The sequence below is a fragment of the Cupriavidus sp. FW306-1B-F12B genome, assembly GCF_058781795.1.
In genome coordinates this window covers 138,557-162,196 of sequence record NZ_JBYSXC010000017.1, presented here as the reverse complement: position 1 = coordinate 162,196, position 23,640 = coordinate 138,557, and the positions used below count along the sequence as shown (strand labels likewise).

Here is a 23,640-nt window from a genome sequence, read left to right as displayed (position 1 = left end):
GGTCCGGGTGGCGGCGTGCCGGCCTCACCGGTCCCACGCATTGACGACGAGCTGCTTGATCAGATGCAGCTTGCGGTGAAAGAAATGGTCGGCGCCGGGGATCACGATCACCGGCAGCTCCTGCGGGCGGGCCCAGTCGAACACGCTGGCCAGCGGCACGGTGTCGTCCTGTTCGCCATGGATCACGATGGTGTCGGCCGGCACCTCGGCCACCTGCCAGCGGCTGGCGGCGGTGCCCACCAGCACCAGGCGCTGCGCGGGCGTGCCGGCCTCGGCCAGGCGGCGCGCCACGTGGGTGGTGACGAAGCTGCCGAACGAGAACCCGCCCATGGCCAGCGGCAGCGTTGCGGCCTGTGCCGACCACGCGCTCTGCTGGCGCATCCAGGCCACCACGGCCAGCAGGTCGTCCTGCTCGGCGATGCCGTTGTCATGCTCGCCGGCGCTGCCGCCGACGCCGCGGAAGTTGGGGCGCACCGTGGCATAGCCCAGTTGCACGAAGCTGCGCGCCAGCGTCTGCGCGACCTTGTTGTCCTTGGTGCCGCCGAACAACGGATGCGGATGCGCTACCAGCGCCAGGCCGCGCGGCTCACCTTGCGGCAGGTCTACCGAGAGATCGATCGCACCGGCGGGACCGGCGATGGAAAGTACCTGGGTATGCGCGTTCATGATGGCGGTCAGGATGGCGGTGAAGCCAGCGCCCGGCGGGAAGCCCGGGCAAAAATGAAAAAACCGTCCGGCTGGCGGGCGGCGGGGCAATACAGCAAAGCGGCAAAACAGGGAAGCAACAAGCCGGCATGCGCCGGCTTCGGTTGGTTCAGCGGTCCACCATCAGCCGTTCGACAGGCTTGCCCTTCATCAGGTGGCTGTCGATGATTTCATCGATGTCGTGCTCGTCGACAAAGGTGTACCAGATGGCCTCGGGGTAGACCACCAGCACCGGGCCGAGTTCACAACGGTTCAGGCAGCCTGCCTTGTTGATGCGCACCCGGCCTTCGCCGCCGGCGATGCCCAGTTCCTTGCAACGCTTCTTGGCGTACTCCTGCATCGCCTGGGCGTTGTGGTTGGCGCAGCAGTTCTCGCCGGCCTCGCGCTGGTTCAGGCAGAAGAAGACGTGGTGCTGGTAGTAGCTGCTCATGCGTACGGTGTGAGAAGGCGGCCCCGGACGGCGGCACGGCCCGGACGGCATTGAACGGAAGCTCGGAATTATACGGTGTCGCGGCGGCATGGCCGCGATGGCGGCGCCCTGGCACGGCGGCCGAAGTTGCCGCCGGCCCCCATCGGGTGGCGCTTCGCGCACCTGCGATACATCCGGCATTCCGAAACCCCGGAGTCGCGCCGTCCGGATTTCCGGAATCCCGGAGGTCGCGCGCCCCTGCCTGGCCGGCGTTTCCTTGTGAATCAACCAGTTAGCAATGCCGGTTTGACTGGCACGGCGGTTGCGAATTCCCGTCCCTGAACGCGCCGCAACCGTGACGGCGCGCGGCCCGCGCGATAGCGCCCGGGTACGGTCAACACCGAGGACGACATCATGAGAAAACCCTTCTACAAGATCCTGTACGTGCAGGTCCTGTTCGCCATCTGCGTCGGCATCCTGCTCGGCCACTACTGGCCCGACACCGGCGTGGCCATGAAGCCGCTCGGCGATGGCTTTATCAAGCTGATCAAGATGATCATCGGCCCGATCATCTTCTGCACCGTGGTGACCGGCATCGCCGGCATGAGCGACATGAAGAAGGTCGGCCGCGTCGGCGGCAAGGCGCTGCTGTACTTCGAGGTGGTGTCGACCTTCGCATTGCTGATCGGGCTGGGCGCCGCGCACCTGCTCAAGCCGGGCGTGGGCTTCAACATCGACCCGGCCACGCTGGACACCAAGGCGATCGCCCAGTACGTGTCCAAGGCGCACGGCCAGAGCACGATCGAGTTCCTGATGCACATCATCCCGGACACGGTCTTCAGCGCCTTCGCCAACGGCGACATCCTGCAGATCCTGCTGGTGTCGCTGTTCTTCGGCGCCGCGCTGGCCGTGCTCGGCGAGCGCGCGCGCATCGTGGTGCAGCTGATCGAGCAGGTCTCCAAGGTGTTCTTCCACATCGTCCACGTGATCACCAAGGTGGCCCCGATCGGCGCCTTCGGCGCGATGGCGTTCACCATCGGCAAGTACGGCCTGGGCTCGCTGGTGCCGCTGCTCAAGCTGATCGGCACCTTCTACTTCACCGCCATCATCTTCGTGCTGGTGGTGCTGGGCACGATCGCACGCATGACCGGCTTCAGCATCGTGCGCTTTATCTCGTACATCAAGGAAGAGCTGCTGATCGTGCTGGGCACCAGCTCGTCGGAAGCGGCGCTGCCGCACATGATGGAGAAGCTGGAAAAGCTCGGCTGCTCGCGCTCGGTGGTGGGACTGGTGGTGCCCACCGGCTATTCGTTCAACCTGGATGGCACCAACATCTACATGACGATGGCGGTGATCTTCATCGCGCAGGCCACCGGCATCGAACTGACGCTGATGCAGCAGCTGACCATCCTGGCGGTGGCGATGATCACCTCCAAGGGCGCCAGCGGCGTGACCGGCTCGGGCTTCATCACGCTGGCCGCGACGCTGGCGGTGGTGCCGGCCATCCCGGTGGCGGGCATGGTGCTGATCCTCGGCATCGACCGCTTCATGAGCGAGTGCCGCGCGCTGACCAACATCATCGGCAACGGCGTGGCCACGGTGGTGGTCTCTGCGTGGGAGCGCGAGCTTGACCGCAAGCGCCTGGCCAGCGTGCTGAACGGCGGCAGCGGCGATGTGGCGGATCTTGCCGACGTGGGCCAGGGCGTCCGCTGAGGGCGCCACCACCGCTGCGCGGACGGCTGCCCCGGCCGCCCGCCAGCGGGTATCATCGGCGCGACAGCCCCCGCGCGCGCCGATGACCCACTCAGACGATTTTCTCGCCGTGCATGACCCCGCCGCCACCCGTCCGGCCCACGCGCCGGACGCCGGCAGCGGGCGGTGGTGGGGCTTTGCCGTGGCGCTGGCCGCCGGTCTCCTGCTGCTGTGCGTGCTGACCTGGCTGGTCTCGGTCCAGCGCGGCCTGGCCAGCCTGCAGCAAAGCACGGCCACGCGCGCCGACCGCTACGCCGCCACGCTGGAAAGCACCCTCGACCGCTACGAATTCCTGCCCGCGCTGGTCTCGCTGCACCCCTTCGTGCGCGGGCTGCTGGACTCCCCCAACGACCCGCAACGCGTGGCCGCCGCCAACCAGTACCTGGCGGAGGTCAACCGCCGCGCGCATGCCTCGGCCACTTATGTGATCGCCGCCAACGGCATTGCGCTGGCGGCCAGCAACCACGGCCAGCCCGGCAGCTTTGTCGGCACCGACTACCGCTTCCGCCCCTACTTCCAGACCGCCGCGGGCGGCAAGATGGGGCGCTTCTATGCCATCGGCATCACCAGCGACGAGCCCGGCTACTACCTCGCGCAGCCGGTCGAGTCCGGCGGCAAGGTCATCGGCGTGACCGTCGTCAAGCTCAACCTGGAGTGGTTCCAGCGCGCCGGCAGCGGCGCCGAGCCGCTGATGGTCAGCGACGACCATGGCGTGATCTTCCTGTCGTCGGTATCGGCCTGGCAGTACCGCACCCTGCGCCCGCTGCCGCCGGCGCTGCAGGCCGACATGGAAAAGACCCGCCAGTACCACGGCCGCGCGGTGACGCCGCTGCCGCTGGAGCCGCTGACCTCGCCGGTCACGCGCTGGCTGGCGGGCACCACGCTGGCCGACGGCGCGCGGCTGGTGCGCGTGCGCGACGAATCGCCCGCCAGCAAGACCACCTTTGCCCCGGACGGCGCCGAACGCGCCGTCCGCTACCTGGAACTGGACCGCACGGTCGGCCCGGCTGGCTGGACCATGCAGGTGATGGCGCCGCTGGAGCCGGTGCTGGCCAATGCGCGCAACGCCACCGTGGCGGCGGCGCTTGCCTATGCCTGCATCTGCCTGCTGCTGGTCAACTGGCGCCAGCGCCGCCAGCGCGCGCGCGACATGCAGTACAGCCGCCGCCTGCTGGAGGCCGCCTACGACCAGCTGGAGCGCCGCGTCGAGGCCCGCACCGCCGACCTGATGGCGATCAATGAAAAGCTGGAAGACGAAGTGGCCGAGCGTACCCGTGCTGAAAGCGAGCTGCGCGCGGCCCAGGACGAACTGGTGCAGGCCAGCAAGCTGGCCGCGCTGGGGCAGATGGCGGCCGGCATCACGCATGAGCTGAACCAGCCGCTGGCGGCGCTGCGCACGTTCTCGGACAACACTCGCGTGCTGCTGGAGCGCGGCCAGCTGGCCGCGGCCGAAGGCAACCTGACCGCCATTGCCGACCTGACCGAGCGCATGGGCAAGATCACCGGCCAACTCAAGCTGTTCGCCGGCAAGGCGCGCCCGGTGCACCGGCCGGTCGCGCTGCGCGCCGCGGTCGATCACGTGCTGGCGCTGCTGGCACCGCGCCTTGGCGCGGTCACCGTCAACGTCACCGGCCTGGACGCCCTGCCCGGGCTGGCCGTGCGCGCCGACGAGCTGAAGCTGGAGCAAGTGCTGCTGAACCTGCTCGGCAATGCGCTCGATGCGATTGCTGCGGCCGCGCCGACGCAGGGACAGATCGATCTCGACATGCAGGCAGAGGATCACGCCGTCACCATCGTCGTGCGCGACAACGGCACCGGCATCGCGCCGCAAGCGCTGCCGCGCCTGTTCGAACCCTTCTTCACCACCAAGGAAACCGGGCAGGGCCTGGGGCTGGGGCTGGCAATCTCGTCGTCGATCGTGCGCGAGTTCGGCGGCCAGCTGAGCGTGGCCAACCTGCCCGGCGGCGGCGCGCAGTTCACGCTGGTGCTGGCGCGCGCGCCCGCCATCGATCCGGCGCCATCGGTTTCCGCCTCTCAATGAGTATTGCCATGCAAGACGGTCTGCGTGTCCTGTTTGTCGAAGACGAGCCGCTGGTGCGCCAGGCCACCGCGCAGAGCCTGGAGCTGGCCGGCTTCGCGGTGCTGGCGCTGGCCTCAGCCGAGGCCGCGATCCCGCACCTGCACGGCGCCTTTGCCGGCGTGGTGGTGACCGACGTGCGCCTGCCCGGCGCCAGCGGGCTGGACCTGCTGCAGCACTGCCGCAACGCCGCGCCGGGCGTGCCGGTGATCCTGGTGACCGGCCACGGCGACATCACCATGGCCGTGCAGGCCATGCGCGAAGGCGCCTACGACTTCATCGAAAAACCCTTCGGCGCCGACCGCCTCACCGACACCGTGCGCCGCGCGCTGGAACGCCGCGCGCTGGAACTGGAAAACCAGGCGCTGCGCCGCGAACTGGCCGGCCCCGCGGCGGGCACGCGCATCATCGGCCGCTCGCCCGCGATCGGGCAGGTGCGCGCGCTGGTGGCCAATGTCGCGCCCACCGACGTGCCGGTGATGATCAACGGCGAGACCGGCACCGGCAAGGAACTGGTGGCGCGCAGCCTGCATGCGCTGTCCGGCCGCGCCGAAGGCCCGTTCATCGCGCTGAACTGCGGCGCGGTGCCCGAGGCCATCTTCGAGAGCGAGATGTTCGGCCACGAGGCCGGCGCCTTCACCGGTGCCGGCAAGCGCCGCATCGGCAAGCTCGAACATGCCTCGGGCGGCACGCTCTTCCTCGACGAGATCGAGAGCATGCCGCTGGCGCTGCAGGTCAAGCTGCTGCGGGTACTGCAGGAAGGCTCGCTGGAGCGGCTGGGTTCGAATGCCTCGGTGAAGATCGATGTGCGCATCGTCGCCGCGGCCAAGGGCGACATGGATGCGCTGGTGGCACAGGGCAGCTTCCGCGAGGACCTGTATTACCGGCTCAACGTGGTCACCATCGCGCTGCCGCCGCTGCGCGAGCGGCGCGAGGACATCGTGCCGCTGTTCGAGCATTTCTCGCTGGTGTCCGCGGTGCGCTACCAACGGCCGGCGCCGATCCTGTCCGAGGCGCAACGCCAGGCACTGGCCCAGCGTCCGTGGCCGGGCAATGTGCGCGAGCTGCGCAATGCGGCGGATCGGATGGTGCTGGGCGTGCCGGAGGGCGGGCAGGCAGGTGCGCAGGCCGCGGGCCCCGATGAATCCGCGCCGCTGCGAGAGCGGATGGAGCACTTCGAGCGCGCCGTGATTGCGGATGCACTGGCACGCACCGGCGGCGCGGTCAGCCAGGCGGCGGACTTGCTGCAAGTCGGCAAGGCCACGCTCTATGACAAGATCAAGCGCTACGGGCTGTGATGTCATGCTGCCTTCATTGCGCTGCCATGCCGCCGTCACATTGGCGGCCTATTCTTCAATGGCGGCTGCGGCATTGGCAGGTGCCCGCCGTGTGTATCAATCTTCGTGGTAATTGACGGCCCCGCGTATGCGGGGCGTTTTTTTGGGGTTGTTCACCCCGCCCCGCCACTTCACACTCGCCACACATTCCCCTCACCCCCGCTGGCCAGACTGGAGCCCTGCCATCTCCGGGAACTGCCATGCCCTCTTTCGACTACGACATCGTCATCGCCGGCGCCAGCTTTGCCGGCGCCGCCTGCGCCCTGGCCGCGGCGCGCGCCGGCCTGCGCGTGCTGGTGCTGGAACGCAAGACCGATCCGGGCGACAAGCTCCACACCACCGGCATCCTGGTCAAGGAAGCCATCGAACAGACCTGGCTGGGCCGCGCACCGGCCGATTGCGTGCACCGCGTGGAGCAGGTGCGGCTGTACTCGCCCAGGCTGCGCAGCATCGACCTGAGCGCGCCCGGCTATTACTTCCACACCACCGATACGCCGCGGCTGATGCGCTGGCTGGCCGCCGAACTGGTGCGCCACCGGGTCGAACTGCGCCTGGGCCAGGCGTTCGTGGGCGCGGTGCCGCGCAACGGCGGCTGGCATGTGACCGGCGTGGGCAATACGCGCTATCTGGTCGGCGCGGATGGCGCGAAGTCGCGCGTGGCCCAGTGTGCCGGGCTGGGGCGCGTGCACAGCTTCCTGTATGGCGTGGAGTACGAGTTCCCGGGACTGGCGCTGCCCGAGCCGGGCGCGTTGCACTGCTTCATCACCCGGCGCTTCGCGCCCGGCTATATCGGCTGGATCGCGCAGAACCCCACCGGCGTGCAGGCCGGCCTGGCGCTGCGCTACCTGCCTCGGCACGGCCGCGCGCCAGACCTGGACGGGCTGCTGGCGCATGTGCGCGAGCGCGCCGGCCTGCCGCAGCTGGCGCAGCCTGCGGCGACGCGCGCGGGGCTGATCCCATGCGGCGGCCCGGCCTTCCCGCTGGCGCGCGACGGCGTGATCCTGACCGGGGATGCCGCCAGCATCGTGTCGCCGGTCACCGCAGGCGGCATCCACTATGCCTTTGCCCATGGCGAGTCGGTCGGCCAGGCCGTGGCCGCGCACCTGCTGCGCGGCGGCCCGGCCCCGGAGGCCGTCGCCACCGCCAGTGCGCCGTGCTTTCGCGCCAAGCGTGCGCTGCGCTGGATGTTCGACCGCTTCCAGTGCGACTGGCCCTTCGACCTGATGCTGTACTCGCCGCCGCTGCGCTGGGCGGCGGAGCAGATCTATTTCCACAAGCGCCGAGGCGAGGATCCCGCGCCGCCGCCGCGCGCAGCCACCAGCGCCTGACCGGCTGGTCCACTGAATCACTGAAATGGGAGGCGAAGGACATGTCATGCGGGATGCAGCGCTAGACGCAAAGCGCAGCAATAGCACGGCTATTGCGAGCATTTGCAACGACGCGATGCGCCCGCATGACATGGCAGGCGCCGACCGATTTCAGTGATTCAGTGGACTAAAATGCCGGGCATGGAACAACCGCGGATCCTGGTGGTGGAAGACGAGCAGGCCATCGCCGACACCATCCTCTATGCCTTGCGCACCGACGGCATGCTGGCCGAGCACTGCACGCTCGGCGGCGCCGCGCTCGAGCGCATGCGCGCCGACCCGGCCGACCTGGTGATCCTGGACGTGGGCCTGCCGGATCTGAGCGGCTTCGAGGTCTGCCGCACGCTGCGCACCTTCTGCGATGTGCCGGTGGTCTTCCTGACCGCGCGCCATGAAGAGATCGACCGCATCGTCGGGCTGGAGATCGGCGCCGACGACTACGTGGTCAAGCCCTTCTCGCCGCGCGAGCTGGCCGCGCGCGTGCGCGCCATCCTGCGCCGGGCGCGCGGCGGCGGTGCAGCGGCGGCGAAGGGCGACGAGGTCGCCGGTTTCACGCACGACAAGGACGGCGCGCGCCTGGCCTACCGCGGCCGCTGGCTGGAACTGACCCGCTACGAGTACCTGTTGCTGGCCTGGCTGGTGACACATCCGGGCCGCATCTACTCGCGCGCGCAGCTGATGGAGTGCGTCTGGGAAGATGCACTCGACACCAGCGACCGCACCGTCGACACCCATATCAAGACCCTGCGCGCCAAGCTGCGGGAGGCTTCCGCCGACGGCGCCGAGCGCATCCGCACCCATCGCGGCATGGGCTATTCGCTGGAACCCTGAGCGCACGCCATGCATATCGGCCTGCGCATCTTCTTCGGCTTCTTCCTGATCGTGGGACTGGCCACGGTGCTGACGCTGCGCGTGTTCGTGCAGGAGGTCAAGCCCGGCGTGCGCCAGGCCATGGAAGACACGCTGATCGACACCGCGCACGTGCTCGCGGCGCTTGCCGCCGACGACATGAAGGCCGGCCGCATTGCCGACGGCGATTTCGCGCGGCACATGGCGGCGCTGCGCGATGTGCCGGTGAATGCCGATGTGTCGGGCCTGCACAAGGACAGCATCGGCTACCGCGTCTACGTGACCGATGCCAACGGCATCGTGCGCTTTGACTCCACCGGTACTGACGTGGGCCGCGACTATTCGCGCTGGAACGATGTCTACCTGACGCTGCGCGGCAAGTACGGCGCACGCAGCACGCGCACCGACCCCGACGACGAAGCCAGCACCGTGATGCACGTGGCCGCGCCAATACGCGACGCGGACGGCGAGCGCATCATCGGCGTGCTGACCGTGGCCAAGCCCAATGCGGCGATGGCGCCGTTTATCGAGCGCAGCCAGCGCAAGATCCTGCTCTACGGCGGCCTGCTGATCGGCGCTGCCTGCGTGATCGGGCTGGCCTGCACGCTGTGGCTGGCGCATGGACTGAGCCGGCTGCGCGGGTATGCGCGCGCGGTGGCGGCCGGCGAGCGCGCCGAGATGCCGCTGCGCGGCGGCAGCGAGCTGGCCGAGTTGGGCCGCGCGGTGCAGGGCATGCGCGAGCGGCTGGAAGACAAGCAGTATGTCGAGCACTACATCCACACGCTGACCCATGAGATGAAGAGCCCGCTGGCCGCGATCGGCGGCGCCGCCGAGCTGCTGCAGGAAGAGATGCCGGCGGCGGACCGCCAGCGCTTCATCGCCAATATCCGGGCCCAGTCGGGCCGGCTTGAAACCATGATCCGCAAGCTGCTGGCACTGGCCGATGTGGAGCAGCGCCAGCGCCTGGAAGTGCGCGAGCCGGTGCGGCTGGCCCCGCTGCTGGCGCAACTGGGCAGCGAACTGGAACCGCGCGCGCGCCAGCGCGGCGTGACGCTGCGGCTGGCCGCCGACGCCAGCCCGGACCTGGTTGCCGGCGATCCGTTCCTGCTGCGCCAGGCCATCGCCAACCTGCTGGAGAACGCCATCGACTTCGCCCCGCCGGACAGCGAAGTCACGGTGCGGCTGGAGCGCCGCGGCGGCGCGCTGGCCATCGCCGTCGCCGACCAGGGCCCGGGCATCCCCGACTACGCCCTGCCGCGCGTGTTCGAGCGCTTCTACTCGCTGCCGCGCCCGCACGGTGCGGACAAGAGCACCGGCCTGGGCCTGTGCTTTGCACGCGAGGTGGCAACGTTGCATGATGGCGATGTCACGCTGGCCAACCGCCCCGGCGGCGGCGCGCTGGCGGAACTGACCCTTCCGGCCGGGTAGTTCGACGAGGTGACCGGACCGGCATAGACTGGGGCTTCTAACGTGACCGCGCTGAAACTCCCTATAATCGAACGACCGTTCATTTAGGGCACCTGCAACGTGCCCGTCAGTAGTTCAGGAGACACCATGCCCGCCGCCAAGCAACTGCCCCAGGCCCTGCAGAACCTGGCCCTGCCCGTCATCGCCTCGCCCATGTTCATCGTCAGCTACCCGGAGCTGGTGCTGGCGCAGTGCAAGGCCGGCATCGTCGGCTCGTTCCCGGCGCTCAATGCGCGCCCGGCGGAGCTGCTCGACGAGTGGCTCACCCAGATCGAAGGCGAGCTGGCCACCTTCAAGGCCGCCAACCCGGGCGCGCAGGTGGGCCCGGTCGCGGTCAACCAGATCGTGCATACCTCGAACGCGCGGCTGGAACATGACATAAAGGTGTGCGTGGACCACAAGGTGCCGATCTTCATCACCTCGCTGCGCGCACCGGTCAAGGAAATGATCGACGCGGTGCACAGCTATGGCGGCATCGTGCTGCACGACGTGATCAGCATGCGCCATGCCGAGAAGGCGATCGAGGCCGGCGTCGACGGCCTGATCCTGGTGGCGGCCGGCGCCGGCGGCCATGCCGGCATGCTGTCGCCGTTCGCGCTGGTGGGCGAGGTGCGCAAGATCTTCGACGGCCCGATCGCGCTGTCGGGCTCGATCGCCACCGGCGAGGCGGTGCTGGCCGCGCAGGCCATGGGCGCGGACTTTGCCTACGTCGGCACGCGCTTTATCGCCTCGCAGGAGGCCCACGCTGCCGAATCGTACAAGCAGTCGATCACCAGCTCGGCCGCCGCCGATATCATCTACACCAACCTGTTCACCGGCGTGCACGGCAATTACATCCGCGAAAGCATCAGCAACGTGGGGCTGGATCCGGACAACCTGCCGGTGGCCGACAAGAGCAAGATGGACTTCTCCAGCGGCGCCTCCAAGGCCAAGGCGTGGAAGGACGTCTGGGGCGCCGGCCAGGGCGTGGGCCAGATCCACGACATCCCCACCGCCGGCGAAATCGTCGCGCGCATGAAAGCGGAGTACGATGCCGCCAAGGCGCGCCTGGGTATCGCGCGCTAACCGAAGTTTTCACCGGGCCGCTATTGCGGCCCTTCATTCAACCATTGCCTGGTCCAAGCTCCACCACCCCGCCCGATTCCGACGCCACGCTGAGCCGCCGGCAGCAGGCGCTGCGCGCCATGTGGGTGGTGCTGGGCGCGGTCTTCCTGCTGCTGGGGGTGATCGGCATCTTCCTGCCGGTGCTGCCGACCACGCCATTCGTACTGCTGGCCGCGGCATGCTTCGCGCGGGGGTCCCGGCGCTTCCATGAATGGCTGCTGGGACATCCGCGCTTCGGGCCGCTGGTCAGCGACTGGCAGCGCCATCGCAGCATTCCCTTCCGGGCCAAGTGCCTGGCATTGTCGATGATGTGGGCGTCGATGGGGACGACCGCGTGGATGCTGCGCGCGCGGCCGATTGCCTCCGCGGCGTTGCTGGCTTGCGCGGTGGGGGTGAGTGTCTGGATGGTCAGGCTGCCGACCCGGCCGGTGGAGGAGGGAAAGTCTTGAGGATGCGGGCGTATTGAAGCGCGTCACTCCGTCGACGCACCGGCCCTCTCCCCGGCCGGCCCTTCTCCCGCCTGCGGGAGAGGGGCCGGGGGAGAGGGCCAGCGTATCAACGAAGTCGATCCTGCCAGCCGCCACCCAACTCAATCGTAGCTGCGCGCATCCTCGATCAGCTTCCCATCCTGCGGCAACGACCCCGCCGCAACGAAAGCCACTTCACCGCGCAGCCGCATCACTTCGCGCAGCGATTCCGCCACCGCACGCTGCAAGTCACCATCCTCGCGCGTGGCCTCGCAGCGCAGCGTCATCACGTCCGCGCCTGGGTCGCCAGTCACCACCAGCCGCGCCGCGCGGATCTCCGGATGCCGCCGCAGCACGTCCGCCACCTGCCCGGGATGCACGAACATGCCCTTGACCTTGGTGGCCTGGTCGGCACGGCCCAGCCAGCCCTTGAGCCGGATATTGGTGCGCCCGCACGGGCTGGGCCGCTGCGACGACTCCGCCACGATGGCCGACAGGTCGCCGGTGCCGAAGCGGATCAGCGGGTAGTCGCCGTTGCCCAGCACCGTCACCACCACCTCGCCGGTCTCGCCCTCGGGCATCGGCCGGGAACCGCCAGGCTCGACGATCTCCACCAGCACGCCCTCGTCCACCACCCAGCCATCGCCGCCCTCGGTCTCATAGGCAATCAGGCCGACATCCGCGGTGCCATACATCTGCTGCACGCGCACGCCGCGCGCCTGGAACCAGGCCCGCAGCGACGGCGGCAGCGCCTCGCCCGAGACCAGCGCCTTGGCCAGGCTGGTGCAGGGCGTGCCCAGCTCGTCGCCGCGCTCCAGCAGCAGCTTCAGGAACGACGGCGTGCCGGCGTAGGCCGTGGGCTGCAGGCTGGCCAGCGCCTGCACCTGCGAATCGGTCTGGCCGACGCCGGCCGGGAACACGCAGCAGCCCAGCCGGTGCGCGCCGGTCTCCATCATCATGCCGGCCGGGGTGAAGTGGTAGGAGAAGGTGTTGTAGACCAGCTCGCCGGCGCGGAAGCCCGCCGCATGCATGGCGCGGGCCACGCGCCACCAGTCGGCGTCATGGCCGTCGGGTTCATGGATCGGGCCGGGCGACTGGAACACATGGCGCAGCTTGCCCAGCGGCGTGGCGTTGAGCCCGCCCAGCGGCGGCAGCGCGCGCTGGCGCGCGGTCAGGTCCGACTTGCGCGTGACCGGCAGCGCCGCCAGCGCCGCGCGCGAGCTCAGCAGCCGCGGGTCGACGCCGCCCAGCATCTCGGCAAAGTAAGGCGCGTTGTCGCGCGCATGGGCCACCTGGCGTGCCAGGGCGGCAAGGAGCGCCTGCTCGCGGACTTCCGGCGCGCGGGTTTCGAGCGAATCGAAGTGTTCTGGCATGGTGCTATGCGTCAGGGAATGGGATGCGGCATGCCGCCGCGCCGCTGGGCGCGTGGTGGCAATGCCGGATGAAATCGGTCGGGGGCCTACGCCAGCCAGCGCTTGCGGCGCCGGTAGCTCTTCACATCGCGGAACGACTTGCGCCCGGCACCGTCGTCCGCATCGTTGGCGGCCACGCCCAGGTAGAACTCCTTGACGTCCTCGTTGGTGCGCAGCGACTCGGCGTCGCCGTCCATCACCACGCGGCCGTTTTCCAGGATGTAGCCGTAGTCGGCATAGCGCAGCGCCACCATGGTGTTCTGCTCGGCCAGCAGGAAGCTGACGTTCTCGCGCGAATTCAGGCCGCGCACGATCTCGAAGATCTCCTCGACGATCTGCGGCGCCAGCCCCATCGAAGGCTCGTCCAGCAGGATCATCGCGGGCTTGGCCATCATGGCCCGGCCGATCGCGCACATCTGCTGCTCGCCGCCGGAGGTATAGCCGGCCTGCGACTTGCGGCGCGTCTTCAGCCGCGGGAAGTACTCGTAGATCTTTTCCAGCTCGTCGCGCGTCTGGCCGCGCGACAGGCCGCGCGTGTAGGCGCCGGTGAGCAGGTTCTCCTCGATGGTCAGGTGCGCGAAGCAGTGGCGCCCTTCCATCACCTGGATCACGCCGCGGCGCACCAGGTCGTTGGGCGTGAGCTGGTCGACGCGGTCGCCGCGATATTCGATCGAGCCCTTGGTGACATCGCCGCGCTCGGCCTGCAGCAGGTTGGAGATGGCCTTGAGCGTGGTGGTCTTGCCCGCGCCGTTGGCGCCGAGCAGCGCCACGATCTTGCCCTCCGGCACTTCGAGCGAGACGCCCTTGAGCACCAGGATCACGTGATCGTAGATGACTTCGATATTGTTGACGGACAGAAGGCTCATGGTGCGGCTCGTGTTGGTGTTGCGGTTTCCAGCTTGCCTGTTGGGTTCTCCCACTCCCGCAAGCGGGAGTGGGGAGAACCCAGTCGCGATTGGGGCGGCCTCAGGACTTCGAACAAGCCGGCGTAATCCCCTTCTCCTTCGCGTACTGCGCCGCCGTGGCCTTGAACAGCGGGTGGATCAGGCTCTTGTTGCCCTCGATCCAGTCCGACACCACCACCCACTTGGTGCCATCCCACTGCTGGATCTTCACCTTGCCGGAGCCCTCGTGGTTGTCGCAGCTGGTCTTGATTTCCGGCAGCAGGCCGGTCGCGCCCAGTTGCTGCAGGCGCGCGTTGGTCAGGTTCAGGTTCTCGAAGGCCCAGCGCATCTGCTCGCCGGTCATGGGCTTGCCCTTGCCGAACTTGGCCTGCGCCACGCGCACCGCTTCCACCGTCACCACCGCCGCCGACACGCCGCGGTTGTACAGCACCGAACCCACCTTGTTCTTGTCCTGCATATTGCCCTTGCCGCCACCGTAGACCACCTTCTCGATATCGGCGATCAGCGGCACGTTGCGGCCGGCCACGTTCCAGGTGGCGCTCATATAGCCCTTGGAGGCATCACCCGCCGGCACCGTGTCTTCTTCCGAGCCGGCCCACCACGAGCCGATCATCTTGTCGCGCGCAAAGCCGACCTTCTGCGCGGCCTTCAGCGCGGTCTGGTTCATTACGCCCCAGCCCCAGAAGATCACGTAGTCGGGGTTCTCCTGGCGGATCTTCAGCCACTGCGCGCCCTGCTCGTTGCCGGGGTGCGCCACCGGGATCTCCACCAGGTTGAACTTGCCCAGCTTGGCCTCGGCCTGCAGCGCCACGATCGGCTCCTTGCCATAGGCCGAGTCGTGGTACAGGTAGACGATCTTCTTGCCGGCCAGCGAGCCGCCGTTCTTCGAGGCCAGGTACTTGACGATGGCCGAGACCTGCATCTGGTACGTGGTCACCAGCGGGAACGCGTACGGGAACACCGAGCCATCCACCGCATCGGTGCGGCCGTAGCCCATCATCACCAGCGGCACCTTGTCGGCGGCGGTCTTGTCGACCAGCGCGTACGAGATGCCGGTGGACATGGCGTGGTAGGCCGTGCCCTTGGTGGTGGCGTTCTTGGACTTCAGGCGTTCATAGCACTCCACGCCCTTGGCGTTGTTGTACTCGGTCTCGCACTCTTCCCACGACAGCTTGACGCCATTGACCCCGCCTTCCTTCAGGTTGACGTAGTTGAGGTAGTCGATGAAGCCGCCATACCAGGACTGGCCGTTGGCGCCATACGGCCCCACGCGGTAGCTTGGCAGCGCCACGAACTGCTCGTTGGTCTGCGCCATGGCCGGCGCCGCCGGCGCCAGCAGTGCCGCCGCGGCGCTGACCACCAGGGCGGCGCGTTGCACATTGCGAATCAGGTTGGTCATGACAGTCTCCATCGCCCTCAAGGGAGCGTTTCGTTATGCGTAAGCTTCAGAACTTCACACAGGAACTGCGGTAATACAGGCACCCCTCCCGTCAATGAGGGAACGGCCACAGCCTCAGCTTCTCCTTGGCGATCTGCCACAGCCGGGCCAGCCCGTGCGGCTCCACGATCAGGAAGAAGATGATCAGCCCGCCGAACACCATCAGCTGGATGTGCGACACGGTGGCATTGGTGAATGGCAGGTGCAGCAGCGCGGCCAGCGGCGGCAGCACGTTGTCCAGGAAGATCGGCAGCAGCAGGATGAAGGCCGCGCCCAGGAACGAGCCCAGGATGCTGCCCACGCCGCCGATGATGATCATGAACAGCACGCGGAACGACAGGTCCAGCGAGAAGCCGTCCGGCTCGACCGAGCCCAGGTAGCAGAACGCATAGAGCGCGCCGGCCACGCCGCAGTAGAACGAGCTGACCGCGAACGCCAGCAGCTTGGTGCGCATCAGCGGGATGCCGATCACCTCGGCCGCCACGTCCATGTCGCGCACCGACATCCATGCGCGCCCGGTGGCCGAGCGCACCAGGTTCTTGGCCGCCAGCGCCAGCACCGTGACGATGGCCAGCACGAACAGGTACTTCTTCACCGGGGTGTCGATGGCGAAGCCGAACAGGTCCAGCCGCTGCGCCGTGATCACGCCCGACGAGCTGTTGTTGGAGAACCAGGGGAACTTGGTCAGCGCCCACACCACGAAGAACTGCGCCGCCAGCGTCGCCACCGCGAGGTAGAAGCCCTTGATGCGCAGCGACGGCAGGCCGAAGGCCACCCCCACCAATGCCGCGGAAAGGCCCGCCATCACGAATGTCAGCAGCACCGGCATGCCTTCCACGCGCAGCTGGAAGTTGTAGGCCGCGTAGGCACCCACCGCCATGAAGGCCGCGGTACCGAGCGACAGCTGGCCGGCATAGCCGGTCAGGATATTCAGCCCCAGCGCCGCCAGCGAGAAAATCAGGAACGGGATCAGGATGGCCGAGAACCAGTATTCCGACCCGACGAACGGGATCGCCACGAAGGCCACCGCCATCAGCACGGCAAAGCCGATGCGGTCCTGGCGGATGGGGAAGATCTGGCTGTCGGCGACGTAGCTGGTCTTGAACTGGCCGGCTTCACGATAAAACATGGCAAGTCTCCTGTGCGAAGTCGGTCAGACGCGATCGATGTGTTTCTCGCCGAACAGCCCTTCGGGCCGCACCAGCAGAAACAGCAAGGCAAACACATACGGGAACCAGCCTTCGATGCCGCCGAAGTTGCCGCCGAACACCGACTGGAACACCGGCGGGATATAGATCTCGGCCAGCTTCTCCGAGGCGCCGATGATCAGCCCGCCGACGATGGCGCCGGGCACCGAGGTGAAGCCGCCCAGGATCAGCACCGGCAGCGCCTTGAGCGCGGTCAGCGTGAGCGCGAACTGCACGCCATTGCGCGAGCCCCACAGCATGCCGGCCACCAGCGCGACGAAGCCCGCCACGCCCCACACGATCGCCCAGATGTTCTGCAGCGGGATGCCCAGCGACAGCGCTGCCTGGTGGTCGTCAGCGACCGCGCGCAGCGCGCGCCCGACCTTGGTGTACTGGAAGAACAGCGCCAGCGATCCGACCAGCAGGCCGGCAATGGCCGCCGCCGCAATATCGAACTTGGACAGCACGATGTTGAAGTTGGTCATGATCGACTCGATCGGCTCGTCGACGATGCCCAGGTTGATCGGGCGCACCTCATTGCCGAACAGCAGCGGCCCCAGGCCCTCGAGGAAGAACGACAGCCCGATGGTCGCCATGAACAGCGTGATCGGCGGCTGGTTGACCAGCTTGCGCAGCACGAAGCGCTCGGTGCTCATGCCGACCAGGATCATCACCACGAAGGCGCCGATCACCGCGGCCCACATCGGCAGGCCCTTGTCCATCAGCCCCACCACCGCCAGCGCGGCGAAGTACACCATCGCACCCTGCGCGAAGTTGAACACGCCCGAGGCCTTGTAGATCAGCACGAAGCCCAGCGCCACCAGCGAGTACATCAGGCCAGAGAGCAAGCCGCCGATCAGGATTTCAAAGAAGAACGTCATGGTTCAGAGCCTCAGTGCGAAGTGCCCAGGTACGCCTTGATCACGTCAGGGTTGCCCTTGACCTCTTCCGGCGTGCCGTCGCCGATCTTCTTGCCGTAGTCGAGCACCACCACGCGGTCGGAGATATCCATCACCACGCCCATGTCGTGCTCGATCAGCACGATAGTGGTGCCGAACTGCCGGTTCACGTCCAGGATGAAGCGGCACATGTCCTGCTTCTCTTCGACGTTCATGCCGGCCATGGGCTCGTCCAGCAGCAGCATCGAGGGCTCGGCCGCGAGTGCGCGCGCCAGTTCGACGCGCTTCTGCAGGCCATACGGCAGGCGCCCCACCGGGGTCTTGCGGATCGACTGGATCTCGAGGAAGTCGATCACTTCCTCGACCTTCTGGCGATGGCGCATCTCCTCGTTGCGCGCCGGGCCCCACCACAGCGCGTGGGCGAAGAGCCCGGTGCGGAACTGCGTGTTGCGCCCGGTCATGATGTTGTCCAGCACCGTCATGCCCTTGAACAGCGCGATGTTCTGGAAGGTGCGCGCAATGCCCTGGCGCGCCGCGGCGGTCGGGTGCATCTGCTTGCGCTCCTCGCCGCGGAACACGATGCGTCCCTGCTGCGGGTGATAGACGCCGTTGATCACGTTGAGCATGGAACTCTTGCCGGCGCCGTTGGGGCCGATGATGGCGCGCACCTCGTGCTCGCACACATCGAACGAGATATCGGTCAGCGCCTTGACCCCACCGAACGACAGCGAGATATGCTGCAGGTCCAGGATCACCTCGCCGCCGGTGCGCGCCTGCTCGCCGGTGCGCTGCGCGCGCTGCGCGCCGGGATGCGCACCGCTGTCATCCGCCAGACCCGCGGGAGACATCGGGCCTGCCGGGGCGATCGCGCCGCCGCTGCCCGTGCCGCTGGCATCCGTGCGTGCCGTCCCCGCCCATTCGCGCTGCCCCGCGCCTTGCCAGGCTACTTGTGTCATCTTGCTGCCCTCGCTCATGCCGCGCGCGCCGCCACAGGCAGGCGCTTCGCATTGACCAGCTTCAGCGTGGCCGACACGCTGCCCTCGCGTCCGTCTTCAAACTTGACGCGCGTCTCGATGAACTGCTCGGACTTGCCCGCATAGAGCGCGTCCACCAGCACGCCGTATTTGTCGGCGATAAAGCCGCGGCGCACCTTGCGCGTGCGCGTGAGCTCGTCGTCGTCCGGATCCAGTTCCTTGTGCAGGACCAGGAAGCGTGCCACCTGCGAACCGGCCAGCATCGGGTCGTTGGCCAGGTCGGCATTCACCTGGTTCACGCACTCGCCGATCATTTCCAGCACCTCGGGCTGCGCGGCCAGGTCGACATAGCCGGCATACGGCAGGTGGCGGCGCTCGGCCCAGTTGCCCACGGCCTCGAAGTCGATATTGATAAACGCGCAGACCTGGTCGCGGTCATTGCCGAAGGCCACCGCTTCCTTGATGTACGGGAAGAACTTGAGCTTGTTCTCGATGTACTTGGGCGCGAACATCGAGCCATCGGCCAGCTTGCCCACGTCCTTGGCGCGGTCGATGATCTTCAGGTGGCCGTCGGCGTCGATCACGCCGGCGTCGCCGGTCATGAAGTAGCCCTCGTCGTTGATGGCCTCGCGCGTGGCCTCGTCGCGCTTGTAGTAGGACTTGAGCAGGCCCACGCCGCGCACCAGCACCTCGCCGTTGTCGGCGATGCGGATTTCCATGCCGGGCGCGGCCGGGCCGACTGAATCGAACTTGACCTTGCCGTCCGGCTGCAGGCACACATAGGCGCAGGTCTCGGTCTGGCCGTAGAACTGCTTCAGGTTCACGCCGATCGAGCGGTAGAAGCGGAACAGGTCCGGGCCGATCGCCTCGCCCGCGGTATAGCCCACGCGGATGCGGCTCATGCCCAGCACATTGCGCAACGGGCCGTAGACCAGCGCTTCGCCCAGGGCGTAGCGCGCGCGGTCCGCGAGCGATACCGGCTTGCCGTCGAGGATATCGGTGCCGCAGCGCTTCGCCACGTCCATGGCCCAGTGGAACAGCTTGCGCTTGATCCAGCCGGCATCCTCCATGCGGATCATCACCTGCGTCAGCAGCCCTTCATAGATGCGCGGCGGCGCAAAGTAGTAGGTGGGGCCGATCTCGCGCAGGTCGGTCATCACCGTTTCGCGCGATTCCGGGCAGTTCACCGTGAAGCCCGCCACCATCGCCTGCGCGTACGAGAACAGGTTGTCGCCCACCCATGCCATCGGCAGGTAGGACAGCACGTCGTCGTCCGCGCTGAGCTTGTCAAAGGCGCAGCCGTTGCGCGCCGCGCCGATCAGGCCGTAGTGCGAATGGCATACGCCCTTGGGCTTGCCGGTGGTGCCGGAGGTATAGAGGATGATCGCGGTGTCGTCGGGCTGGCCGGCGGCAATGGCCTCGTCATAGAAGCCCGGATGCGCCTGGTCGAACTCGCGGCCAAGTTCCTGTAGCTGTTCATAAGACATCAGCGACGGATGGTCGTAGTCCATCAGGCCGCGCGGGTCTTCAAAGATGACGTGGCGCACGGCGCGGCCGGACTCGGCCAGTTGCGCTTCCACTTCCAGCAGCTTGTCGACCTGCTCCTGGTCCTCGACGATGGCGAACTCGATCTCCGCATCGTTGAGCACGTAGACCATCTCGTTGGCGATGGCGTCCTGGTACAGCGGCACCGGCACACCGCCCAGCGCCTGCGCCGCGGTCATGGCCCAGTACAGCCGCGGGCGGTTGTCGCCCACCACCGCCAGGTTCATGCCGCGCCTGAAACCGAGTGCGGCCAGCCCGCAAGCCAGTGCCCTCACCTGCTGCGCCGCCTGGGCCCAGCTGTATGTCTGCCAGATGCCGAGATCCTTCTCGCGGTGAGCCGGATGATCCGGCCGCTGCTGGGCGTGCGCCAGCAGCCATCGCGGGAAGGTCGTCGCCGACGATTCCTGCATCGCTGTCTCCTGTCCCTCCGGCGTGGGGATCCACGCCCGGTGTCAAGCGCCGGTCCGATCGTTATACTTGGCTTGCTTTGCCCGGCAGCAATTGCCGCCTGGCATCAAGCCCGGTGTGCCTTGCGTCAGGCCGCCGGGAAAGCGTTTTCGCCTTGCCCCGGCGTGCCGCTGGTGGCACCCGCGGTTCCGTTGTGATCGTACGATAGCCCATGCCAACAACCCCGGTTGTCACGCCGGTGACAATTCCGGGTTAATCCCTACGGGAGCTTCTGCAGGCCATGCTGAACGATTTTGTCGACCGCTGCGTGTGGGCAGCAGACCTGAGTCCCGAGCAGCGCGAGCGCGTGCGCCGCGCCATGTTCGTGCACGAGTACACCCAGGGCGACTACGTCTGTCACAAGGGTGACATGGCCGAGCACTGGATGGGCGTGCTCGAAGGCATCGTCAAGATCACCACGGTGTCGCCCTCGGGCAAGTCGGTCACCTTCACCGGCGTGCCCACCGGCGGCTGGTTCGGCGAAGGCGCGGTGCTCAAGTCGGAAATCCGCAAGTACGACGTGATGGCGCTGCGCCGCTCGACCATCGCCTTCCTGCCGCGCGACACTTTTCTGTGGTTGCTGGATACCAGCCTGCCGTTCACGCGCTTCCTGCTGACCCAGTTCAACGAACGCCTGGGACAGTTCATCGCCGCCGTGGAATACGAGCGGCTGCTCGACATCGATTCGCGCGTGGCGCGCGCGGTGTCGTCGCTGTTCAATGAGCACCTGTATCCGGGGATCGGCAAGACGCTGGAGATCTCGCAGGAAGAGATCGGCCTGCTCGCTGGCATCTCGCGCCAGCGCGCCAACCAGGCGCTCAAGGTGCTGGAACAGCAGGGCCTGGTGCGGGTGGACTACGGCGTGATCGAGGTGCTGGACCTGGAGGGGTTGCGTCAGTACGGCGAATAACATGGCCAGCACCATCGACGACGCCACGCTGCAGGCCTATCGCGAGACCCATTACCGCGTGCTGGGCGACCCGCCGATGATATTGCGGGTAGACCAACCCAGCGCCCCGCTGGCGGCGCTGCACCGCGCGCTGGGCGTGGCAGCGAGCGCCTTCATTACCGCCGCCAACCCGTTCAGCCTGCGCTGCGACGACGACGCCAACGCAAAGCGCCAGCAGGCGCTGGCGCAGGACGTGGCAAGGATGGGGTTGCGCGCAATCGAAGCCGCCGGCGAGCATCCGCGCAACGGCTGGCCGGCCGAGCCGAGCTTCCTGGTGCCGGGGCTGTCGCTGGCGGATGCACGGGCACTCGGCGAGAAATACGAACAGAACGCGGTGGTCTGGAGCGGCGCGGACGCGGTGCCGCGGCTGGTGCTGCTGCGCTGAACGCCGGCCGGGCGGTGGTGCCGGGCGGCGCCTCAGCCGGTGCGGCGATCAGTGGCCGTGATGACCGCGATGGCCGTGATGCCCGTGATGACCGCGATGCCCATGGCCGTGGTGGCGATAGTGATGATGCCGATGATAGTGGTGATGGCGGCCGCGCCACTCATGGCGGCCATACCAGCGACGGCCATCCCAATAACGGTCGCCATGCCAGCCGTGATGGCGCGGCGCATACACTACGTGCGGCGGAGGTGCCACATAGACCGGGGCCGGTGCCGCATAGACCGGCGCGCCGATCTGCACGCCCACGTCCACATGGGCCATCGCCGAACGGGCCGCCAGCAGGGACATTGCGCCCGCGAGCAGCGCAGCAAAGAGAATCGGGTGAGCCATGGAGCTTGTCTTGTCGTAAAGGGAATGGGTGCACTCTACCGCGCATTCCTGTTACCGGATGCGGCGGAGTGTTTCGGCATATAACGCCGTGTAAGCGGGATTTGGCGGCAACCGGAACCGGCACCGGAAAAAGCAGCGGCCGCCCGCAGGCGGCCGCTGTACCACGCGGCAAGTGCCGGGCAGCTTACTTGCTATAGACGTACACGCCGCGGCCCGTCTTGCGGCCCAGGTAGCCGGCAGCGACCATCTCGCGCATCAGCATCGCCGGGCGGTACTTCGGATCGGCAAACTCCGTGTACAGCACTTCCATCACGGCCAGCATGGTGTCCAGGCCGATCATGTCAGCCAGCGCCAGCGGCCCGATCGGGTGGTTGCAGCCCAGCTTCATGCCTTCGTCGATCTCTTCCGGCGAGGCCAGGCCTTCGCCCAGCACGCAGAAGGCCTCGTTGATCATCGGGCACAGGATGCGGTTGACGACGAAGCCCGGGCTGTTCCTGACCGTGATCGGGTACTTGCCGAGCTGCTTCGACAGGGCCTCGACGGCGGCGTGGGTGGGGTCGCTGGTCTGCAGGCCGCGGATCAGTTCCACCAGCGCCATCACCGGCACCGGGTTGAAGAAGTGCATGCCGATAAAGCGGTCGGCGCGCGAGGTCACGGCAGCCAGCTTGGTGATCGAGATCGACGAGGTGTTGGACGCGATGATCACGTTCTCGCCGACGATGCCGTCGATCTGCTTGAGGATCTTGACCTTCAGGTCGTAGTTCTCGGTGGCGGCCTCGATCACGATATCGGTGGCCTTGAGATCGTCATACGAGGTGCTGCCCTTGATGCGCGCCAGCGCGCTGGCCTTGTCGGCCTCGGTCAGCTTTTCCTTCTTGATCAGCCGGTCCAGGCTGCCCGCCACGGTGGCAACACCCTTCTGCACGGCGGCATCGCTGATGTCGACCATCACCACGTTGAGACCTACCACTGCGCAGGCCTGGGCGATGCCATTGCCCATGGTGCCGGCACCGACGATGCCCACTGTCCTGATGCTCATCTTGTCTTCCTCTGCTTGGTTGGATTGCTGATTGATCGGTTCAGGCGCGGCTCAGGCGCCCTGCTCGCGCAGCGCTGCGATGATGCGCTCGGCATGGCCCTTGAGCTGTTCCGGATCCTGCATCTCGCGCGCATGGCCGCGCAGCGCGCTGTCGGCATAGCGCGGCACGATATGGAAATGCACGTGCGGCACGGTCTGGCCCGCGGCCGCGCCGTTGAACTGGCCGATGGAGATGCCGTCGGGCGCAAACGCCGCGCGCACCGCGCGCGCCACGCGCTGCGTGGCGACGATGGCGGCCTGCGCGCCCTGCTCGGACAGGTCGAACAGGTTGACCGCGGCTTCCTTGGGCACCACCAGCGTATGGCCGTCGGCCTGCGGCATGATGTCCATGAAGGCGATGGTGTCGTCGTCCTCGTAGACCTTGATGCACGGCAGCTCGCCGCGCAGGATCTTCGCGAAGATATTGGTCGGGTTGTACTGGGTGTCCATGATCGTTGGCTTGCGGTTGTCTCGAATACGTTTGCCGTGGCGCGGCC

General features: G+C 67.5%; 22 protein-coding genes. 10 read left to right on the top strand and 12 right to left on the bottom strand.

The genetic code is table 11. From position 1 onward, the window contains the following. Positions 1–24: 24 nt before the first annotated feature. Entirely contained in the window at positions 25–666 is a 642-nt protein-coding gene (locus AC3WLE_RS25610) for an alpha/beta hydrolase (protein ID WP_492318904.1), read from the bottom strand. Between the two features lie 148 nt (positions 667–814). Next, positions 815–1,135, bottom strand: coding sequence for a (2Fe-2S) ferredoxin domain-containing protein (locus AC3WLE_RS25605; protein ID WP_010814863.1), 321 nt, complete (start codon positions 1,133–1,135; stop codon positions 815–817). A gap of 393 nt (positions 1,136–1,528) precedes the next feature. On the opposite strand from AC3WLE_RS25605, the gene AC3WLE_RS25600 reads away from it, so the two are divergent. The 8 genes from AC3WLE_RS25600 to AC3WLE_RS25565 all read left to right on the top strand — a co-directional run bounded on the left by AC3WLE_RS25600 (position 1,529) and on the right by AC3WLE_RS25565 (position 11,516). After that, positions 1,529–2,827: a dicarboxylate/amino acid:cation symporter gene (locus AC3WLE_RS25600; RefSeq protein WP_492318903.1), complete on the top strand. Its 1,299-nt coding sequence runs from the start codon at positions 1,529–1,531 to the stop codon at positions 2,825–2,827. 82 nt (positions 2,828–2,909) lie between these two features. Continuing rightward, positions 2,910–4,907 (top strand): sensor histidine kinase, encoded by a 1,998-nt coding sequence (locus tag AC3WLE_RS25595; RefSeq protein ID WP_492356928.1) that lies wholly within the window; start codon positions 2,910–2,912, stop codon positions 4,905–4,907. 8 nt (positions 4,908–4,915) lie between these two features. Continuing rightward, positions 4,916–6,241, top strand: coding sequence for a sigma-54-dependent transcriptional regulator (locus tag AC3WLE_RS25590; RefSeq protein ID WP_492356929.1), 1,326 nt, complete (start codon positions 4,916–4,918; stop codon positions 6,239–6,241). Between the two features lie 239 nt (positions 6,242–6,480). Next, positions 6,481–7,608, top strand: coding sequence for an NAD(P)/FAD-dependent oxidoreductase (locus tag AC3WLE_RS25585; RefSeq protein ID WP_492356930.1), 1,128 nt, complete (start codon positions 6,481–6,483; stop codon positions 7,606–7,608). Between the two features lie 171 nt (positions 7,609–7,779). Further along, positions 7,780–8,478 carry a two-component system response regulator CreB gene (gene creB, locus AC3WLE_RS25580; RefSeq protein WP_492318899.1) on the top strand — a complete coding sequence of 233 codons (699 nt, stop codon included), beginning with the start codon at positions 7,780–7,782 and terminating at the stop codon, positions 8,476–8,478. Positions 8,479–8,487: 9 nt separating this feature from the next. Then, the gene (gene creC / locus AC3WLE_RS25575; protein ID WP_492318898.1) at positions 8,488–9,924 is read left to right on the top strand and encodes a two-component system sensor histidine kinase CreC; all 1,437 of its coding nucleotides are present in this window, start codon (positions 8,488–8,490) and stop codon (positions 9,922–9,924) included. Positions 9,925–10,050: 126 nt separating this feature from the next. Then, the gene (locus tag AC3WLE_RS25570) at positions 10,051–11,028 is read left to right on the top strand and encodes an NAD(P)H-dependent flavin oxidoreductase (RefSeq protein WP_492356931.1); all 978 of its coding nucleotides are present in this window, start codon (positions 10,051–10,053) and stop codon (positions 11,026–11,028) included. 119 nt (positions 11,029–11,147) lie between these two features. Then, the gene (locus tag AC3WLE_RS25565; protein ID WP_492319065.1) at positions 11,148–11,516 is read left to right on the top strand and encodes a YbaN family protein; all 369 of its coding nucleotides are present in this window, start codon (positions 11,148–11,150) and stop codon (positions 11,514–11,516) included. Between the two features lie 140 nt (positions 11,517–11,656). On the opposite strand, the gene AC3WLE_RS25560 is transcribed toward AC3WLE_RS25565, so the two are convergent. The 7 genes from AC3WLE_RS25560 to AC3WLE_RS25530 form a co-directional block, all read right to left on the bottom strand. Then, positions 11,657–12,907, bottom strand: a complete 1,251-nt coding sequence (locus AC3WLE_RS25560) for a phenylacetate--CoA ligase family protein (protein WP_010814872.1) — start codon at positions 12,905–12,907, stop codon at positions 11,657–11,659. 86 nt (positions 12,908–12,993) lie between these two features. Continuing rightward, a complete protein-coding gene (locus AC3WLE_RS25555; RefSeq protein ID WP_010814873.1) occupies positions 12,994–13,812 on the bottom strand; it encodes an ABC transporter ATP-binding protein in 819 nt (272 codons plus the stop codon). Between the two features lie 100 nt (positions 13,813–13,912). Continuing rightward, the gene (locus tag AC3WLE_RS25550; RefSeq protein ID WP_492318897.1) at positions 13,913–15,250 is read right to left on the bottom strand and encodes an ABC transporter substrate-binding protein; all 1,338 of its coding nucleotides are present in this window, start codon (positions 15,248–15,250) and stop codon (positions 13,913–13,915) included. A gap of 91 nt (positions 15,251–15,341) precedes the next feature. After that, entirely contained in the window at positions 15,342–16,418 is a 1,077-nt protein-coding gene (locus tag AC3WLE_RS25545) for a branched-chain amino acid ABC transporter permease (protein WP_492318896.1), read from the bottom strand. Positions 16,419–16,442: 24 nt separating this feature from the next. After that, complete coding sequence (locus AC3WLE_RS25540) at positions 16,443–17,357, bottom strand: branched-chain amino acid ABC transporter permease (protein ID WP_492356932.1); 915 nt, start codon at positions 17,355–17,357, stop codon at positions 16,443–16,445. Positions 17,358–17,368: 11 nt separating this feature from the next. After that, a complete protein-coding gene (locus AC3WLE_RS25535; RefSeq protein ID WP_492318895.1) occupies positions 17,369–18,331 on the bottom strand; it encodes an ABC transporter ATP-binding protein in 963 nt (320 codons plus the stop codon). A 14-nt stretch (positions 18,332–18,345) separates the two neighbouring features. Beyond that, the gene (locus AC3WLE_RS25530) at positions 18,346–20,304 is read right to left on the bottom strand and encodes an AMP-dependent synthetase/ligase (protein ID WP_492352504.1); all 1,959 of its coding nucleotides are present in this window, start codon (positions 20,302–20,304) and stop codon (positions 18,346–18,348) included. Between the two features lie 278 nt (positions 20,305–20,582). Here AC3WLE_RS25530 and AC3WLE_RS25525 point away from each other — a divergent pair, with 278 nt between their 5' ends. Both AC3WLE_RS25525 and AC3WLE_RS25520 read left to right on the top strand, forming a co-directional pair. Beyond that, positions 20,583–21,251: a Crp/Fnr family transcriptional regulator gene (locus tag AC3WLE_RS25525; RefSeq protein ID WP_010814879.1), complete on the top strand. Its 669-nt coding sequence runs from the start codon at positions 20,583–20,585 to the stop codon at positions 21,249–21,251. Between the two features lies 1 nt (position 21,252). Beyond that, a complete protein-coding gene (locus AC3WLE_RS25520; protein ID WP_492318893.1) occupies positions 21,253–21,675 on the top strand; it encodes a DUF3293 domain-containing protein in 423 nt (140 codons plus the stop codon). 48 nt (positions 21,676–21,723) lie between these two features. On the opposite strand, the gene AC3WLE_RS25515 is transcribed toward AC3WLE_RS25520, so the two are convergent. The 3 genes from AC3WLE_RS25515 to AC3WLE_RS25505 all read right to left on the bottom strand — a co-directional run bounded on the left by AC3WLE_RS25515 (position 21,724) and on the right by AC3WLE_RS25505 (position 23,593). After that, a complete protein-coding gene (locus AC3WLE_RS25515; RefSeq protein ID WP_010814881.1) occupies positions 21,724–22,065 on the bottom strand; it encodes a hypothetical protein in 342 nt (113 codons plus the stop codon). 184 nt (positions 22,066–22,249) lie between these two features. Then, positions 22,250–23,104, bottom strand: a complete 855-nt coding sequence (locus tag AC3WLE_RS25510; protein WP_492318892.1) for a 3-hydroxybutyryl-CoA dehydrogenase — start codon at positions 23,102–23,104, stop codon at positions 22,250–22,252. A gap of 51 nt (positions 23,105–23,155) precedes the next feature. Beyond that, on the bottom strand, positions 23,156–23,593 hold the full coding sequence (locus tag AC3WLE_RS25505) for an HIT family protein (RefSeq protein ID WP_013955378.1): 438 nt from the start codon (positions 23,591–23,593) through the stop codon (positions 23,156–23,158). Positions 23,594–23,640: the final 47 nt, after the last annotated feature.

Bases quoted from the DNA above. Each gene is read 5' to 3' on its own strand.
- AC3WLE_RS25590 (WP_492356929.1), top strand. From the start codon at position 4,916: ATGCAAGACGGTCTGCGTGTCCTGTTTGTCGAAGACGAGCCGCTGGTG.
- AC3WLE_RS25565 (WP_492319065.1), top strand. From the start codon at position 11,148: ATGTGGGTGGTGCTGGGCGCGGTCTTCCTGCTGCTGGGGGTGATCGGC.
- AC3WLE_RS25610 (WP_492318904.1), bottom strand. From the start codon at position 666: ATGAACGCGCATACCCAGGTACTTTCCATCGCCGGTCCCGCCGGTGCG.
- AC3WLE_RS25510 (WP_492318892.1), bottom strand. From the start codon at position 23,104: ATGAGCATCAGGACAGTGGGCATCGTCGGTGCCGGCACCATGGGCAAT.
- creB (WP_492318899.1), top strand. From the start codon at position 7,780: ATGCCGGGCATGGAACAACCGCGGATCCTGGTGGTGGAAGACGAGCAG.
- AC3WLE_RS25555 (WP_010814873.1), bottom strand. From the start codon at position 13,812: ATGAGCCTTCTGTCCGTCAACAATATCGAAGTCATCTACGATCACGTG.
- creC (WP_492318898.1), top strand. From the start codon at position 8,488: ATGCATATCGGCCTGCGCATCTTCTTCGGCTTCTTCCTGATCGTGGGA.
- AC3WLE_RS25535 (WP_492318895.1), bottom strand. From the start codon at position 18,331: ATGACACAAGTAGCCTGGCAAGGCGCGGGGCAGCGCGAATGGGCGGGG.
- AC3WLE_RS25530 (WP_492352504.1), bottom strand. From the start codon at position 20,304: ATGCAGGAATCGTCGGCGACGACCTTCCCGCGATGGCTGCTGGCGCAC.
- AC3WLE_RS25520 (WP_492318893.1), top strand. From the start codon at position 21,253: ATGGCCAGCACCATCGACGACGCCACGCTGCAGGCCTATCGCGAGACC.
- AC3WLE_RS25560 (WP_010814872.1), bottom strand. From the start codon at position 12,907: ATGCCAGAACACTTCGATTCGCTCGAAACCCGCGCGCCGGAAGTCCGC.
- AC3WLE_RS25605 (WP_010814863.1), bottom strand. From the start codon at position 1,135: ATGAGCAGCTACTACCAGCACCACGTCTTCTTCTGCCTGAACCAGCGC.
- AC3WLE_RS25505 (WP_013955378.1), bottom strand. From the start codon at position 23,593: ATGGACACCCAGTACAACCCGACCAATATCTTCGCGAAGATCCTGCGC.
- AC3WLE_RS25545 (WP_492318896.1), bottom strand. From the start codon at position 16,418: ATGTTTTATCGTGAAGCCGGCCAGTTCAAGACCAGCTACGTCGCCGAC.
- AC3WLE_RS25525 (WP_010814879.1), top strand. From the start codon at position 20,583: ATGCTGAACGATTTTGTCGACCGCTGCGTGTGGGCAGCAGACCTGAGT.
- AC3WLE_RS25540 (WP_492356932.1), bottom strand. From the start codon at position 17,357: ATGACGTTCTTCTTTGAAATCCTGATCGGCGGCTTGCTCTCTGGCCTG.
- AC3WLE_RS25600 (WP_492318903.1), top strand. From the start codon at position 1,529: ATGAGAAAACCCTTCTACAAGATCCTGTACGTGCAGGTCCTGTTCGCC.
- AC3WLE_RS25585 (WP_492356930.1), top strand. From the start codon at position 6,481: ATGCCCTCTTTCGACTACGACATCGTCATCGCCGGCGCCAGCTTTGCC.
- AC3WLE_RS25570 (WP_492356931.1), top strand. From the start codon at position 10,051: ATGCCCGCCGCCAAGCAACTGCCCCAGGCCCTGCAGAACCTGGCCCTG.
- AC3WLE_RS25550 (WP_492318897.1), bottom strand. From the start codon at position 15,250: ATGACCAACCTGATTCGCAATGTGCAACGCGCCGCCCTGGTGGTCAGC.
- AC3WLE_RS25595 (WP_492356928.1), top strand. From the start codon at position 2,910: ATGACCCACTCAGACGATTTTCTCGCCGTGCATGACCCCGCCGCCACC.
- AC3WLE_RS25515 (WP_010814881.1), bottom strand. From the start codon at position 22,065: ATGGCTCACCCGATTCTCTTTGCTGCGCTGCTCGCGGGCGCAATGTCC.